The 14850-nt window shown below is 63.5% G+C and carries 14 protein-coding genes and 3 pseudogenes; 10 read left to right on the top strand and 7 right to left on the bottom strand.

The features are described from left to right. Nucleotides 1–426 (bottom strand): IS5 family transposase (locus GVY39_RS33170; protein WP_159931050.1); only part of this gene is annotated, 426 nt, incomplete at its 3' end. 1010 nt (nt 427–1436) lie between these two features. Between GVY39_RS33170 and GVY39_RS34180 the strand changes: the two genes are divergently transcribed. Both GVY39_RS34180 and GVY39_RS33160 read left to right on the top strand, forming a co-directional pair. Beyond that, nucleotides 1437–3323, top strand: coding sequence for a hypothetical protein (locus GVY39_RS34180; RefSeq protein ID WP_201295439.1), 1887 nt, complete (start codon nt 1437–1439; stop codon nt 3321–3323). A 197-nt stretch (nt 3324–3520) separates the two neighbouring features. After that, nucleotides 3521–3790, top strand: a complete 270-nt coding sequence (locus tag GVY39_RS33160; protein ID WP_159930949.1) for a hypothetical protein — start codon at nt 3521–3523, stop codon at nt 3788–3790. A gap of 128 nt (nt 3791–3918) precedes the next feature. Here the strand turns inward: GVY39_RS33160 and GVY39_RS33155 are convergent, their stop codons facing one another. After that, nucleotides 3919–4308 carry a hypothetical protein gene (locus GVY39_RS33155; protein WP_159930948.1) on the bottom strand — a complete coding sequence of 130 codons (390 nt, stop codon included), beginning with the start codon at nt 4306–4308 and terminating at the stop codon, nt 3919–3921. Nucleotides 4309–4603: 295 nt separating this feature from the next. On the opposite strand from GVY39_RS33155, the gene GVY39_RS33150 reads away from it, so the two are divergent. The 3 genes and pseudogenes from GVY39_RS33150 to GVY39_RS33140 all read left to right on the top strand — a co-directional run. After that, nucleotides 4604–5722, top strand: a complete 1119-nt coding sequence (locus GVY39_RS33150; RefSeq protein ID WP_159930947.1) for an epoxide hydrolase family protein — start codon at nt 4604–4606, stop codon at nt 5720–5722. A 214-nt stretch (nt 5723–5936) separates the two neighbouring features. Further along, nucleotides 5937–6050: pseudogene (locus GVY39_RS33145) on the top strand (IS481 family transposase); the annotation flags it as partial. A gap of 14 nt (nt 6051–6064) precedes the next feature. Next, a pseudogene (locus GVY39_RS33140) lies at nt 6065–6499 on the top strand (recombinase family protein); the annotation flags it as partial. 209 nt (nt 6500–6708) lie between these two features. Here GVY39_RS33140 and GVY39_RS33135 read toward each other — a convergent pair. Together GVY39_RS33135 and GVY39_RS33130 are read right to left on the bottom strand one after the other, a co-directional pair. After that, nucleotides 6709–8517 (bottom strand): hypothetical protein, encoded by a 1809-nt coding sequence (locus GVY39_RS33135; protein WP_159930946.1) that lies wholly within the window; start codon nt 8515–8517, stop codon nt 6709–6711. Beyond that, a complete protein-coding gene (locus GVY39_RS33130) occupies nt 8514–8825 on the bottom strand; it encodes an IS3 family transposase (protein ID WP_159930945.1) in 312 nt (103 codons plus the stop codon). Before GVY39_RS33130 ends, GVY39_RS33135 begins: the two co-directional genes overlap by 4 nt. A 44-nt stretch (nt 8826–8869) precedes the next feature. On the opposite strand from GVY39_RS33130, the pseudogene GVY39_RS33125 reads away from it, so the two are divergent. Further along, nucleotides 8870–10245 (top strand): annotated as a pseudogene (locus tag GVY39_RS33125) (IS30 family transposase). On the opposite strand, the gene GVY39_RS35500 reads toward GVY39_RS33125, so the two are convergent. The 3 genes from GVY39_RS35500 to GVY39_RS33110 are packed head-to-tail and all read right to left on the bottom strand — an operon-like array spanning nt 10142 to nt 11135. Further along, the gene (locus GVY39_RS35500; protein WP_159930944.1) at nt 10142–10453 is read right to left on the bottom strand and encodes a DDE-type integrase/transposase/recombinase; all 312 of its coding nucleotides are present in this window, start codon (nt 10451–10453) and stop codon (nt 10142–10144) included. The pseudogene GVY39_RS33125 and the gene GVY39_RS35500 overlap by 104 nt on opposite strands. Continuing rightward, on the bottom strand, nt 10444–10839 hold the full coding sequence (locus GVY39_RS33115; RefSeq protein ID WP_159930943.1) for an IS3 family transposase: 396 nt from the start codon (nt 10837–10839) through the stop codon (nt 10444–10446). The genes GVY39_RS35500 and GVY39_RS33115 overlap by 10 nt, the downstream gene beginning before the upstream one ends. A gap of 8 nt (nt 10840–10847) precedes the next feature. Continuing rightward, nucleotides 10848–11135 (bottom strand): transposase, encoded by a 288-nt coding sequence (locus GVY39_RS33110; protein ID WP_159930942.1) that lies wholly within the window; start codon nt 11133–11135, stop codon nt 10848–10850. Nucleotides 11136–11219: 84 nt separating this feature from the next. Here GVY39_RS33110 and GVY39_RS35495 point away from each other — a divergent pair, with 84 nt between their 5' ends. The 4 genes from GVY39_RS35495 to GVY39_RS33095 all read left to right on the top strand — a co-directional run bounded on the left by GVY39_RS35495 (nt 11220) and on the right by GVY39_RS33095 (nt 14064). Beyond that, a complete protein-coding gene (locus GVY39_RS35495) occupies nt 11220–11768 on the top strand; it encodes a transposase (RefSeq protein WP_369412198.1) in 549 nt (182 codons plus the stop codon). Next, nucleotides 11677–11940, top strand: a complete 264-nt coding sequence (locus GVY39_RS34910) for a transposase (RefSeq protein WP_369412197.1) — start codon at nt 11677–11679, stop codon at nt 11938–11940. The genes GVY39_RS35495 and GVY39_RS34910 overlap by 92 nt, the downstream gene beginning before the upstream one ends. Nucleotides 11941–12587: 647 nt before the next feature. Beyond that, entirely contained in the window at nt 12588–13271 is a 684-nt protein-coding gene (locus GVY39_RS35490) for a GNAT family N-acetyltransferase (protein WP_369412196.1), read from the top strand. A gap of 448 nt (nt 13272–13719) precedes the next feature. Next, on the top strand, nt 13720–14064 hold the full coding sequence (locus GVY39_RS33095) for a Tn3 family transposase (RefSeq protein WP_159930940.1): 345 nt from the start codon (nt 13720–13722) through the stop codon (nt 14062–14064). The last annotated feature ends 786 nt before the right edge of the window (nt 14065–14850 follow it).

Genomic DNA, 14850 nt, shown 5'->3' with positions numbered 1-14850 from the left:
CAGGCCATGATCAGCTGGCTCGGGCACACCACAGCCACCGGGCGGTTCGGCCTGACGGTCGCTGTCGCGACGGGCGCCGCCAGCGTGTTGATGTGCTCGCACGACTGTCGAGTCCACACTCACCTGCCACCCGATCCGCCCGGCGGCATCAGCGAACACCTGCAACAGCTTCACGATCACCAGCCACACACCACCGCGCTGCCAGCGGCGGAACAACCCGTAGGCCGCCGACCAGGACCCGTACTGCGGTGGCACGTCCCGCCACGGGCACCCGACCCGGGTCCGCCACCGGATCCCGTCGATGAGCTGCCGTTTCGTCCATTGCGGCGGGCGGCCCGCCTTCTTGTTGCGGGGCAGCAACGGCTCCAACCGCGCCCATTGGGCATCGGTCAGGTCCGCTCGCCCCGCCACCGCTACGCTGGCCAACGAGGTCTCCGTGTTCAAAGGTCATGCTTGGTCGCTGACCCGAATACCGGAGACCTCCCTCAATTTGCACGCTGACACGCCGACGCCGACAACAGCTTCCACGAAACGGTGAACGGGGTGGCACCGCTGCGCGGTGCCACCCCGACAAACACTTCGACACAGGGCCCTAGTTCGGCGGTGTCGTGCGACCCTCGGCCAGATCCATCAACAACAACTTAGCTTGGCAACCTGAATACCAACTGTCACAACATACTTCGATAAATCTAAGATCAGACGAACGTAGCACTCTCGCATACGCCGCTACCCATGCCGTCTACTCTCGCCGCGACCACAGACTGTGCAGCGGTCGTTGTTCACCTCTCGGGTTAGCACCGGATTCCGATCGGGTGCACCATCGGACAGCTCTACTGCTGCCTGGGCCTTGCGGATTGCTCGATAAGCTAGTCGATCGTCGCCGCGATGGCCTTGTCTTCCTGCTTGAGGGAGGCTTTTAGGATCAACCGGTGTACGACGCGATCCGCACGTACATGGTATCGGAGAGGCCGAGAACGCCCTTGACATCGGCCAATGACGTAAAGGGGCGGCGGGCAACGATAAGGCGAGCCGTCAATACCGGCAGTCCGAACACGTCGACCAGAATTCGGCCGCGGTGAAACACTACCTTAAATTCACACCGACTGGCAAACCGACTGTTGGCGGACCTGCAACGAGCGTCAACGGTCTTATCAGCACCCGACGCGGCAACGGTGGCGCATGGACACCCATGGTCGGCCAGCCGCCTTTCGGGGAATGGGAACTGGCTCTACCGCACAGTAAGCAGGTCATCGACTGGTTCAAGAACGAAATGATTACGGAGATCTTTCTGATCGTGAGCTATGAAGGGAGAATCCCACCATGGCCCGCTTGAGTACGTGTTAGCGCAGTAGCTGTGCTCCGGCTGCATCTCGATCCGTCGGCACCGCTGCGGCGCACATGTGTCGACCCACCTAGGACGTCGAAAGGATCACCCCATGCCGCCACCCCACCTCCATCACCGCCCGCATCAAGGTCATCCGCTGAGCTTGCCAAAGGCCGACGGTCGCGTGGAAGCTGCCGTCGGGAACGTCACCGAATACCCCCGCCTCCACAGCTACCCAGAGAGCATCGCCGCTGGGCCGGACGGCAACATGTGGTTCACCGACTACAACCGGATAGGGCGAATCACCCCGGCCGGGGACATTACCGAATACTCCGACAATCTTTCCCCGAATAGCGCCTTAGGTGGTATTACGTCGGGGCCGGATGGAAACCTGTGGTTCACAGATGCTTCCGGTAATCGGATTGGGCGTATCACTCCGGCTGGAGTCATCACCGAATTTCCCGAGTTGCCTAACCGTGACAGCTACCCACTCGGGATCGCTGCTGGGCCAGACGAAAACCTGTGGTTCACAGAATGCGACGGTAATCGGATCGGGCGGATAACCGCGGCCGGGGACATCACTGAATACTCCGACAATCTTTCCCCGGACAGCGCTTTATGCGATATTACGTCAGGGCCGGATGGGAATTTGTGGTTCACCGAGTACGGCGGTAATCGGATCGGGCGGATCACGCCTACCGGAGTGATCACCGAATACCCGCCATTGCCCAACATAAATAGCGGTCCGACCAGTATAGTGGCCGGGCCGGATGGGAATTTGTGGTTCACCGAGTACGACGGTAATCGGATCGGGCGGATCACCCCAGCCGGAGTAATCACCGAATACTCCACCGGACTCACGCCCGGCAGCCGACCGAGCGATATCACAGTTGGATCGGATGGGAATCTGTGGTTCACCGAGTTCTTCGGTAATCGGATCGGGCGGATCACCCCGGCTGGAGTCATCACCGAGTACTCCACTGGCCTCAAGCCCGACAGTGGCCCGTTCGGTATTGCGGCCGGGCCGGATGGGAACCTGTGGTTCACCGAGTACGACGGTAATCGGATCGGGCGGATCACCCCGGCTGGAGTCATCACCGAATACCCTCGGTTGCCCAGCTGGCCGGTCTGCGTTGCCACTGGACCGGATGGGAACCTGTGGTTCACCGAGTACGACGGTAATCGGATCGGGCGGATCACCCCGGCCGGGGTCATTACCGAATACTCCACCGGCCTCACACCGGACAGCGGCCCAACTGGTATCACGGCCGGGCCGGATGGGAACCTGTGGTTCACCGAGTACGACGGTAATCGGATCGGGCGGATCACCCCGGCCGGGGTCGTTACCGAATACTCCACCGGCCTCACACCGGACAGCGGCCCAACTGGTATCACGGCCGGGCCGGATGGGAACCTATGGTTCACCGAGGCGTTAGGCAATCGGATCGGGCGGATCACCCCTGCGGGAATCATCACCGAGTACTCCACCGGCGTCGCACCGGACAGCCGCCCATTCCATATTACGGTCGGGCCGGATGGAAACCTATGGTTCACCGAGTACAAGGGCCACCGGATCGGGCGCATAACCCCGGCCGGCGTCATCACCGAATACTCCACCGGCCTCACGCCTGAATGCTGGCCGGTCGGGATCGCCGCCGGGCCGGATGGAAACCTATGGTTCACCGAGGCGTTAGGTAATCGGATCGGCCGAATCACGCCGGCCGGAGCCATCACCGAGTATCCAACCTTGCCCACACCGAACAGTTGGCCGAGCGATATTACGGCCGGGCCGGATGGAAACCTGTGGTTCACCGAGGCGTTAGGCAATCGGATTGGGCGGCTCACACCGCCTGCGGAGAAAACCTCGCCAAATGAAGCCATCATCGAATACCCCCCCTTGCCCACACCGAACAGTTGGCCGCTCTGCATCACGACCGGTCCGGACGGCGAGCTGTGGTTCACCGAGTATAAGGGCTGCAGGATCGGGCAACTCACGTAGTACTCCAGCGGCAGTTCGTGATATTTAGCCTTTCTTCGCTGGTAGTGAGGCTGTTTTGCGCGGTGTTGATGTATTCGCCGCCACGTCGGCCAGTGGCGCACGGTGGTGTAGTCCCGGATCGGGGTGGTGAGGAGTGCCAGGAGACGATTGATTTCACCGAGCGTTCGCCGTTTTCGACCTGCCCGGCCCCCACGGCGATGCTGCACGACATCGAACTGGAAAACCCACAACCGAACCGCTGCTTCGCAGTCCGCGGCGCCGAGCACGCCACTCATATCCTCGGCGAACTCGGCGAGCCCGCCGATCGTGTCGCCCTCGTCCGCGACGGCATCGCCGGACACATGACCCTCGGCGTCGACTCCGACCTTTCCGACCTCGCTGGCGCGCTTGCCGCTGCCGCGGGAGTCGATCTGTTCGGCAACCGCCTGCACGAACTCGACCCGCGGTGGGTCGGTCGAACTCAGTAGAGCCCTCGGCCTGCAATGCGGCATGGAAGCGCTCCACCGGCACGTCCGACAGTCCCCCGGTGACCGGGTCCGGGACGATCCGGTCGACGTGCGGTCGCAGCAGTGGGTGGGGGCGAAACCTTCTGGCCTCAGGCGAGACCGATTCGCTGTCGGAGTTCGGGGCCGTGCTGGACGTAGTCGGTGTTAGCGGGCACGCCATCCTTGAAATCGGAGGGGACGAGCTGACGGACGATCGCCTTCTCCAGGCAGCGGAAGCACGCGTGGCCTTCCAGTCCCGAGCTCTTCCGCAACTCGTCGTGGACCATGTAGAGATCCGCGTCGGGACTCCGACACGCATCGCAGCGCAGGTCCATCTCGTACTGCGCCCACTCGTACCGGTGTCGTGCGCCGTTGTCCCACTCGATCTCGCGCCAACCTTGATCACCGCGAATGCGTGTGGGCCGAGCCTTGTGCGTATCGGCGTAGTCGACGGTGAGGTCGTTAATGGCCGACTCCACGTCGGCTGGCCCGAGATCCATTCTCTGTGCGTCGAACACCCTGTTGACCGCTCGGCTTCATGCCACGAAGCCCGCCGACCCGACCGGTGCCGGGCCGCTTCCGACGAACGCACACGCGCCGAGTGGCGTGCATTCGATGAGCGCGTGACGCATATCCGACAGACGCGTAGTCCCCAGTGGCGAAATCCCCCTGCTGTGGCTAGGTTTGTGCAGGTAGCGGCGATTTCGCGGCAACAGTTGAAACGGAACTGATCATTCTGCTAAGTTCTTTGCAGAACAGAACGAATCATTCCGTTCCGAATCATAGGGAGAGACCATGACCGAGATCCACCCCTTTCGCATCGAGATCCCCCAGGCCGACCTCGACGATCTGAACTACCGGCTGACCCACGCGCGGTTCGCCGACGAACTGCCCGCCGAGAAGGTCGCGGGCAAGGTCGACCTCGGTATCCCGGTGCCGCCGGGCTGGGAATACGGCGTGCCGGGCGCGTTCGTCCGCCCGTTGATCCAGCGGTGGCGCGACGAGTTTGATTGGCGCGCGGTCGAGAAGAACCTCAACACGGTCCCGCACTTCCGCACCGAGATCGACGGACAGCAGATCCACTTTGTGCACATCCGCTCGGCGAACCCCGAGGCGACCCCGCTGATGCTGACCCACGGGTGGCCGAGCTCCTTCGTCGAGTACCTCGGCTTGGTCGACAAGCTCACCGACGCGTTCCACCTGGTGATCCCGTCCTACCCCGGGTACGCCTTCTCCGGCCCGACCCGCGATATCGGCTGGACGCCGGAGCGGATGGCCGCCGCCTACGTCGAGCTGATGCGCCGCCTCGGGTACGAGCGCTACGGCGTGCACGGTAACGACGCGGGTGCGATCGTGACCCCGGAGATGGGCAGGCTGGCCCCGGACAACGTGATCGGCGTACACGTCAACCAGATCTTCGCCTTCCCCAGCGGCGATCCGGACGAGCTTGCGAACCTGAGCGAGCAGGACCGGGCGTTCATCGAGTTCGGCCAGAAGTTCCTTGAGCACTCCATCCACGACTTCAGCCAGCGGGCCCAGCCGCAGACCATTGCTGCGGGCCTCGCGGATTCCCCGGTCGGCCAGCTGACCTGGAGCAGCCAGCTCCTCGGCGCCCTCGACCCCGACGACCTCCTCATCAACGTCGCGATCTACTGGTTCACCAACACCGCGGCTTCCTCAGCCCGCTTCTACTACGAGAACGCCAAGGGCACCCACGCCACGGAGCCGACCACCGTCCCCATCGGCCTCGCCTCTTTCGGCTACGACTACAAGCCACCGCGCGCCCTCGCCGAACGCGACCATGCCAACATCGTCCAGTGGAACGAGTACAGCGAGGGTGGCCACTGGGCCGCCTATGAGGTCCCCGACCTGCTCGCTACCGACATCCGCAATTTCTTCGCCGAACTCGGCTGAGATTCCCGAACTCCGCTGAGCAAACCACCCACCTGGCCCCGATCCAAACCCGATCGGGGCCAAGGCGCCCCTTGGGGGCTCAGTCACTCGGATGGGCTTCTATGTCGACGTCAACCGCCATGACCGAGTTCGCGGTGGTACCCGAACAGCACGACGACGCCGTGAAAAGGACCGCGTCCGATAGGACAAGGGCTCCGAGTCCCCGCAGCGCAGCATCCCCGCGGGCGGCGGCTGGTGGGCCCACGGGAAAGGCGGTCCGAAAGCCCTCGCGTCCAAGCGCGTCGGCGCAGGGACAGGCCGGGTCGGCTACACCTACCTGCACACCGCGACAACGCGCTCACCTCCGCCGCCGCAGCGGTCACGGACCGGCAGGTGGTACTGACCACCACGAAGTTCGACCGGTTCGCGCGCAACATGGCCGAGGCCGGCGAGATCCTCACCAGTCTGCGCCAGCGAGATGTCCTGTTCGGGCTCGGCAGTCAGATCTACGACTGGGCCGACCCGTTCGGCAAACTGTTTCTGCAAACCCTCGCCATGGTCGCCGAATTCGAGGCCAACCTCAACCACCTACGCACCCGCGAGGGCATGGCCAAGGCCCGCGCGAAGGGGCGCCTCAAGGGCAAACAGCCGAAACTGCCTCTGGCAGCACAGAAGACGATCCACCGCCGCTACCACGACCCCGACGACGATGCGAGCCTGGCCGACCTCGCCCAGGAATACAGCGTCGGCCGCTCCACCATCCACCGCATCATCAGCGGCACCGCACCCCTGGCGTAGCGCTCATGCACCTGGTGACACGTTTCTTACGGTCGCCCCCGCTCGTGGAATCCGTGCTCGCGGACAGCCCCGGCCGCTACCCGTTCAGCGTCCGGGTCGAGACGCTGGTACCTGCTCCGCCGGGGTGATCCGCCGATGTAATGGCTAGGCAAAGCGGCGCAAGGAGGTTGGGCTCGGAAAGGGCTTGCGCCCCAATGTTTGCGTCGTACCTACGCCTCGCTCGCCGAAACAGGACCGACTCTCGCATTCAGCGTCCGCGCGAGAGCTTTTTGGGCATTGATCATGCGGCGCGGGACGGGGCGTATCGGTAGACCACCGAGGTACTCGTGGAGGTGGATCGGCCAGCGCCTCGCCATGCATGCCCGACGCCATGCGACGAGGATGTCTGCGACGTCGAAGGGAAGGTAAGGATTTTCCCCGATCCCTTCCAGGAATTGCAGATCCGGCAAGGTCAGCACAGCGGGGGCAAGGATCCTGCCATCGAATTCTTCGAGATGTGGACGGCGGCGCAGCTGTAGGTCCAGATCGGTGGTGTCCAGATTTGGTACTCCGCCGTCAGGAACTATGACCAACGGCACGAAGACTGCGGATTTGGAGACCCCGAAGGCGGATCCGCTGGTGTAGAGCTTGCGGATCGTTTTGGCTACCTGGTTGAACTTTCCGTCGTCACCGGAGAAGGTCTGGATGATGTCGGCGGCGTAGTCCTCCACCGAACCGAGGCCCTGCACAAGCGCGGCATCGAGATGGTGGTTTGTGGCATCGATGACAAAGCAGTGTTGACCTGCGGGAATCGCCCAGTCGCACGCAGACGCCAGTGCGCTCTTGTTCTCGGTCCAGGCCGTCTGTAGCTCGGCTTCGTGAACGAGGCGCTTCATCTTCCTGCTGCTTTTGACGATGATCGACAAGGAATCACCGACTGACCGTTCGAAAGCGTGGTTCATTCCGTGGCTGAATGCCTCTGCCGCCGAGCCGGAGACAGGCTGGCGGCGCTTGTGGCTCGGCAGGCCCATGAAAGTCGGCCAGTACAGCAGCGAGCCGAAGAAACGGTCGATTCCCCATTGGTATCGCAGCAGCAGCACAGTATCGGTCGACAGTCGCAGAAACGGGTACTGAGTCATCGTGTAGCGCTGCCACGGCGTCCGGCCGTGCCGGTGATCAGCTATGAGCTTCGCTCGATACTCAGCCGGCGGTAGCGACATGTCCTCGATGCAGAACGACACTACGCTCTCAGTCGCGCCTGCAGAGATGAGGTCCGCGAGGGAGAATTCGACCTGTCCGGTCTTGGCTCGCTTGGCGATGATCTGACCGAGCGCGAGTAGATCGAGCAGTTCGAGACCGTTCGCCCTGGCGAAGGCCTCGGCAGGATTGGCCCCTAGATCAGCGTGGGTCACCTTCTCCGGCCAGGGCCGGAACCACAGCTCCTGGGTGTTGGCCTGCAGCACCTCCAGCAGCCGGATGGCGTCGGCGAGGGCGTTCGATACCTCTGCAAGCATGTGCTCTCGCATAGCGGCGATGGTTTGCTCGACGTCGCGGGCAGCAGCGTCGGCGCTCATCTGCTGTATCACCTCGGGAGATACCAGCCCGTCGTCGCTGTATTCGCTCCGGTTCTGCTCGTTGTTGGTCGAAAGGATCAGGCGTGCCAGTACCTCGGAGCTAGCGGGGTCGGCTTCTGAGTCGATCGCCGCGTTCTCAAAGATCTCTCTGGTGAGCTGAGTAAGTGCGCGCGGAGGGACAAGGAAGTCTCCGTTACGGACACGCGGCATCAGCGTTTGAGCCCAGGGCGCGCCGGTCGACCGAAGAAACGCCAACTGGAACGGTTTGAACTTTTGCTCGTTCGTCATCGCGTCGTCGAGCTTCGACCACAGTTCAGAAACCGCTCGCACTATCGAGGTCAGATCGACCTCACTGAGCAAGGTTGCGCGCTTCTCGGCCTCGATCGGCGACACCCCCGCGTCGGCACACATCAATACAAAGTGAGATTGCCCCTGTTTCCCGGACGGGTTGGGTGTGATGCTCACGCGGCTGTGTGAGTGGGGGTGTGGGTTCGTTCGTACTCTACGGGGCTGAGCATTCCGATCTTCGAGTGTCGCCTTGTCGGGTTGTAGAAGGATTCGATGTAGTCGAAGATCGCGTTCGCCAGTTCCTGACGCGTGGCCCATGCCTTTTGGTCGAGCAACTCCAATTGCATGGTGCCGAAGAAGCTTTCGACCATGCTGTTGTCGAAACAGTCCCCGATCGATCCCATCGAGCCGAGCAGTCCGGCCGCGCGGATGCGCTGCCCGAACGCCCAGCTGGTGTACTGCTCAGGTTCAACCGGTGGACGCAACACCCGAGGTCGCGGAGGGTGTTATGGGAAGGCCGTCGGACTGGATGCGGGAGGTCACCGGACGAACGCCGATGCGGTCGCCGGGGGCTCCAGGGATGCCGCGGGCGGTGGAGCGCCTGTTCTGGGACAAGATCGCCGAGGGCCTGCTTCCAGCGGAAGCTGGTGTAGCAGTGGGGGTATCGCCTGTCAAGGGCAGTCGATGGTTCCGTGATGCTGGCGGGATGTCACCGTATTCCTGGGCCAGGCCAGGCGGCCGTTACCTGTCTTTCGCCGAACGTGAGGAGATCGCGCTACTCAGGGTGCAGGGCAAGGGTGTGCGGCAGATCGCGCGGGCGCTGGGTCGCAGCCCGTCGACAATCTCTCGTGAGCTGCGGCGTAACGCCGCGACCCGCAGCGGCAAGCTCGACTACCGCGCCTCGGTCGCCCAGTGGAAAGCCGAACTGTTCGCCAGACGCCCGAAAACGGCGAAACTCGCTGATAACAAACAACTTCGGGACTACGTACAGCAGCGCCTAGCGGGGCGGATCACCGATGCGAAGGGCAGGGCCGCCGCCGGGCCGGCGACGGGAACCTGGACCGGCCGCAACAAACCGCACCGCTCGGACCGGCAATGGGTTCAGGCGTGGAGCCCGGAGCAGATCGCGCACCGACTGAAGATCGACTTCCCCGACGACAAGTCGATGCGGATCAGCCACGAGGCCATCTACCAGGCACTATACATCGCAGGACGCGGCGCCCTCGATCGGGAACTGATCCTGACTCTGCGAACCGGCCGGGCACTGCGCATGCTTCGAGCTCGGTCCAAACGCGTCGCCTGGGCCCACATCACGCCCGAGGTGCTGATCGGCAACCGGCCGGCCGAAGCCGAGAACCGCGCGAACCCGGGCCATTGGGAGGGTGATCTCATCATCGGCACCGATCGCTCGGCGATCGGAACCCTCGTCGACCGGTCCACCCGGTTCACCGTCCTCGTCCACCTGCCCCGCGAGGACGGCTGGAGGGAGATGGCACCGGTCAAGAACGGTGCCGCGCTGAGCGGTTACGGGGCATCATCGATGAACAAAGCGCTTTCGGCGGCGTTGCGGAAGATCCCCGAGCCGATGCTCAAGTCTCTGACCTGGGACCGAGGTAAGGAGTTGTCGGCCATGCGGAGTTGACATCGAATACCGGTGTCCCGGTCTTCTTCGCCGATCCGCACAGTCCATGGCAGCGCGGAACCAATGAGAACACGAACGGCCTTCTGCGCCAATTTTTTCCTAAGGGCACCGACCTGTCGCGGTGGACCGCTAAGGACCTTGCGGCCGTCGCATACACCCTCAACACGCGACCGCGGAAGGTCCTCGGGTGGCGCACGCCGACCGAGGCGATGGAACTACACCTACAATCCCTTCAACAACGAAATGTTGCGTCGACCAGTTGAATTCGCCCTGAGCGCCGTGGTCGGAATGGGCGATCGTTCGACCCGCGGGAGGTCGGCGCCGCCACCTGGCCATGTCCAACGCGTCGCAGACCAACTTGGCACGCAGATGATCTGCGATCGACCACCCGACGATCCTGCGGGAGAAAGCATCCAGCACGACCGCGCAGTACACCCAGCCCTGGTTGGTGCGGTGCTGGGTCACATCCATATACACCACAGCCGGTCCGGGCCAGCTGCGCCGAACCGGCGGTTGACCAGGTCCGGATGTGGACTGGCCTGCCGATCCCGTGTCGTGCAACCTCGACGACGACGGAAGACCCCGGTCAGGCCAGCCTTGCGCATCAGCCGGGCCACGCGTTTACGACCCACCCGGATCCCTCGACCGAGCCGCAGCTCGGCATGCACCCGCGGAGCACCATAAGTACCGCGTGAAGCGGTGTGGATATCGTCGATCGTGGCGGCGAGTTCACGATCGGCGCAGGCACGCGCGGACTCACCGCGATGTTTCCATTCGTAGTACCCGGAGGTCGACACCCGCAGCACACGGCACGCCACCGTGACCGGGACGCCGGCTTCGGCCAATTCGGCGACCACCGGGAACACTATTTTGGGAGAACGTTCTCCCGCGCGAAGTAGGCCGCCGCCTTACGGAGCACCTCGTTCTCGAGTTCGAGCTGCCGAGTCTTGCGCCGCAGCTCGACCAGCTCCTTGCGTTCGGTGCTGGTCACGCCTTCACGTGCGCCCTCATCGATGTCGGCTCTTTTGAGCCAGTTCCGCAAGCACGACTCAGAAATCCCCAAGCCCTTCGCGACCTGACCGATCGGCCTGTCGCTGCTGCGGGCCAACTCGATCGCGCGCTGACGGAACTCCAGTGGGTGTGCTGGTGGCATCCAGACTCCTTTCGGAGGCGAGTATCTCGCCTCACTGTCGGTGTCCGGAAGACCGGGGCAACCTCAGAGTTCGAGGATCTCAGGATGCGTGTCGGTTCGAGGTTCTGCCGGGTCGAGACTCGCCGGACCGCGTCGAAGAAGCTGGCTGGGATGGTGTCGGAGCTGCCGAACAAGGACTGTTGGACACTGGCCGAGCATGCCGGCGACACGAGTCCGGATGCGATGCAGCATCTGCTGTCGGCAGCGGGGGTCGACGAGGATGGGCTGCGAGATGACTTGCGCGACTATGTGCTCGAGCATCTCGGCAGCGCCGGGGCGGTCCTGGTGGTCGACGAGAGTGGCGACCTGAAGAAGGGCACCAAGACCGTCGGGGTGCAGCGCCAATACACCGGCACCGCTGGACGTATCGAGAATTCACAGGTCGCGGGATCTCGGTTACGCCACCGAGACCGGTCACGCGTTCCTCGACACCGAGCTGTACCTGCCGAAGCCTTGGACCACCGACCGCGCCCGCTGCGCCGAGGCCGGAGTTCCCGCCGACGTGAGCTTCGCCACCAAACCCGCGTTGGCGCGCAAGATGATCGTGCGCGCTCTCGACGCGGGAGTCGCCGCCGCCTGGGTCACCGGCGATGAGGTGTACGGCGCCGACCCCGCGCTGCGGGGCGCGCTCGAGAACCGCGGCGTCGGATACGTGGTGGCCATCGGCCCGCGACCGGCGCGTGAACACCGCCACCGGCCGCTACCGCGCCGACGAGCTCGCCGCCCGGGTGCCGCGCCGCGGCTGGCAACCCCTGTCGGCTGGTGATGGCGCGAAGGGTCCACGAGAGTACGACTGGGCCTGGATCGGCATCAGCGCCGACACCGACGACGCGGCGACCGGGCATCGGTGGCTTCTGATTCGCCGCAACCGAACCAGCGGCGAACTGGCCTATTACCGCTGCTACGCACCCGAACCCGTACCGCTGAGCGCGCTCGTGGCCGTGACCGGGCGCAGGTGGTCGATCGAGGCAAATTTTCAGACCGCCAAGGGCCTATATGCGGACTGGACCAGCACCAGGTCCGCCGATGGTCATCGTGGCGGCGCTGGACGATCCTAGCGATGCTGGCCCACGCCTTCCTCACCGCCCTCGCTATCACCGAACCGCCCCCGACCACCCCCGCCAGCGCTGGACAACCTGCCAAAACCACACTTATCGCGCTGACTCGCAACGAGATCCGACATCTCTTCGCCGTACTCGTCACCCGCCCCGCCCGCAGTATCGGGCATCGACTGGCCTGGTCCACATGGCGACGACGACACCAACACCACGCCCGCACCAGCCACTACCAACAGCGATCCCACACCACACCATGAAAACGAAGTCCGGCTGGAGTACTAGATCGGCAGCCAGTGGCGAGTGAGCAATGTGCTGCAGATGAGATTCGAGGACGACGTTGCTACCATCAGCCTCGATGGTCGCGCACTCTTCGTACCGGAACTCCCGAGGGTCGTCCCTCGGTTCGATGTCAACTCTTTGCGGAAGGAAGACCCGGTTACGCAACATCGAACCCGCCGACCATGGGGCGTTCGTCCGGTTCGACCGGGCCTCGGCAGCATTGGGTGCATCGGCACCAGTGGGAGGACATCAGTTCTGGGCAACGCACAGGACGTCGGGAGCCGATCTACGCGGCGATCATCACTTCGCGATCGAGTCTCTGCGCAATCGGATGGTAGTAGGGTCCCTCTGTGTCTGCGAACTCGGTTCGAACGCAGGATCATTCAGTTACACCGTTGGCATCGCGCCCATGTTTCGGCGATGTGGCTACGCCACAGACTCGATCGTCGTACTGCTTGCACACATGTTCGGTGCATGCGGCTATCGCAAATGTGACATCTGGGTCTATGCTGGCAACCTCGGTTCCTTGGCGCTACATGGCGTCGTTGGTTTCCGCGAACTAGGGAGCGTCGCTGATACCGAGGTGCTTCGCGGCCACGTTCGATACATGATCAACATGAGTATTACCGCCGAGGAGTTCGCAGCGCGTCATCCTCATCCGATGCTTGGACATCCGTTCGATTCGGCACGGCGCGGGCTGCACTGGCGATCGCGGCGCGGACGTCATTGGCACATGAGGCAACGACTACCGATCTTCTGAGTTTAGCCCCATCTCTGTGAGACAGAGTCTTAGTCAGGGCCTCGATGTGTTGTGTCGGTGTGTATTTTGTGACAGGCGATGCTGGGACGAGGCCCGGCGGCTGCTCGCCGCGCGGGGTCTATCGCGGACGACCGTTTGCGTTGGGGCCCTAGCGTTGCCGCTCCCTCGGGTCAGCTGGCGCCGCGCACTCACCACGGCCGGGAATACCGCGTGGCGTGACGGCGGAAAAAGACGATTCAATCCTCTCGAGGAGTGGAGACTGCCGAACGAGCGGAGCGGTGTCAGCGCCAGCCGTGCACGAGGTAGCAGGGCGTGAGGGTTGTTGCAGAGAGTAGCTCGGCTCGTCCAGGCTATAGCCGATGGATTGCGCAAACCGCCAGATACCACACATTGCGGAGCACATCGGAAAAGGCCTACAGAGGCCGCCCGATAGGCGCGGACGGGGACTGTGAACCATGAGTTTGGTGAAGGCCACACTTCGGCCGCCGCCCGGCTGAAATATGCCATGGACGGCACTGGTCTGGCCAAGGCGTACTACGAGGGCAGGGAGGACCAGCTCTCCGCGTTGGGCCTGAGATTGAATTGCGTGGTGCTGTGGAACACTGTCTACCTCGACCACGCCCTGAGTGTGCTGCGTGGACACGGCTACCCGGTGCCCGACGCCGACGTGGCGCGGCTGTCGGCGTTCATCCGCGCCCACCTCGGCCTGGAAGGGCACCACAGCTTCGTGCTGCCCGACCTGGACGGGCGGCCCTGGCCACTACGCGCCCCGGCCACCCCCGACGACCGGTGAGGCGATTCGGCCGAACCATGGACGAGGCCGTCCATCGCCTCACCGAGGCAACAAGGAAGGCGTGTACATGGCATGCAGGCAACACCAAATACGTCAGCGGCGAGCTTGAGCACGGAGTTGCTGAACGCATCCCTGACCTCGACAAGCATCTTGGAGACCAGGCTGCGCGGCACGAGTTGTCGCCGGATCCAGCATCCACCCACGATGAGCCTGCTGGCGAGCACAGACCGGATGCTCCCCTACTGGTCGCGGACGAACTGGGCAGGATGCTGGGCACCGAGGCGACATGGGGAAATATGGTTGAACCGGACGTTCGAGACGTGGGCACGCTCACCCGATGGGACCCCGCTACCACCGCTGAACCGGGATGTGGTGCTGTCCTGCTGGGACATGTTGTTGTGCGCCGGAGTCCGTTCCGGCGCACTCAAGCATGCCGACGTCCGTCGAATCTATGAGTGGTTTCCGCAAATTATTCCACGACGTTGCCGCATGACAAGGTCTCGACGACTAATGAGACTATTGGATGGGAAGAACGCTTCAAAGCAATGCTTGCGCCTCATGGATTGCAACCTTTCCCACCGGGTGATGGGCATCTCGGTCGACAGCCGCGGCGTGGAGACTTGGTTGTTTGGGCCGCGGAGGAGACCCGGTTGGCCCATGTGTCGCGTCCGGCTGAATACTGACCCTCTGGTTCCGGGTGAATGTTGACCCACCCGTGAACGATCATGAGGTGCTGAACGTGGAGGACTGGGCGGAGATCCGCCGGTTGCATCGCTCGGAGGGGAT

Source organism: Nocardia sp. CY15 (genome assembly GCF_009829295.1).
Lineage (GTDB): Bacteria > Actinomycetota > Actinomycetes > Mycobacteriales > Mycobacteriaceae > Nocardia > Nocardia sputi.
Note: the sequence above shows the minus strand (reverse complement) of the source record. Positions and strands in the feature narration are given on the sequence as shown.

Excerpts from the sequence above, each read along its gene's own strand:
- GVY39_RS34180 (WP_201295439.1), top strand. The coding sequence starts at position 1,437 with ATGCCGCCACCCCACCTCCATCACCGCCCGCATCAAGGTCATCCGCTG.
- GVY39_RS33160 (WP_159930949.1), top strand. The coding sequence starts at position 3,521 with ATGCTGCACGACATCGAACTGGAAAACCCACAACCGAACCGCTGCTTC.
- GVY39_RS33155 (WP_159930948.1), bottom strand. The coding sequence starts at position 4,308 with ATGGATCTCGGGCCAGCCGACGTGGAGTCGGCCATTAACGACCTCACC.
- GVY39_RS33150 (WP_159930947.1), top strand. The coding sequence starts at position 4,604 with ATGACCGAGATCCACCCCTTTCGCATCGAGATCCCCCAGGCCGACCTC.
- GVY39_RS35500 (WP_159930944.1), bottom strand. The coding sequence starts at position 10,453 with ATGGATGTGACCCAGCACCGCACCAACCAGGGCTGGGTGTACTGCGCG.
- GVY39_RS33110 (WP_159930942.1), bottom strand. The coding sequence starts at position 11,135 with ATGCCACCAGCACACCCACTGGAGTTCCGTCAGCGCGCGATCGAGTTG.
- GVY39_RS35495 (WP_369412198.1), top strand. The coding sequence starts at position 11,220 with ATGCGTGTCGGTTCGAGGTTCTGCCGGGTCGAGACTCGCCGGACCGCG.
- GVY39_RS35490 (WP_369412196.1), top strand. The coding sequence starts at position 12,588 with ATGGTCGCGCACTCTTCGTACCGGAACTCCCGAGGGTCGTCCCTCGGT.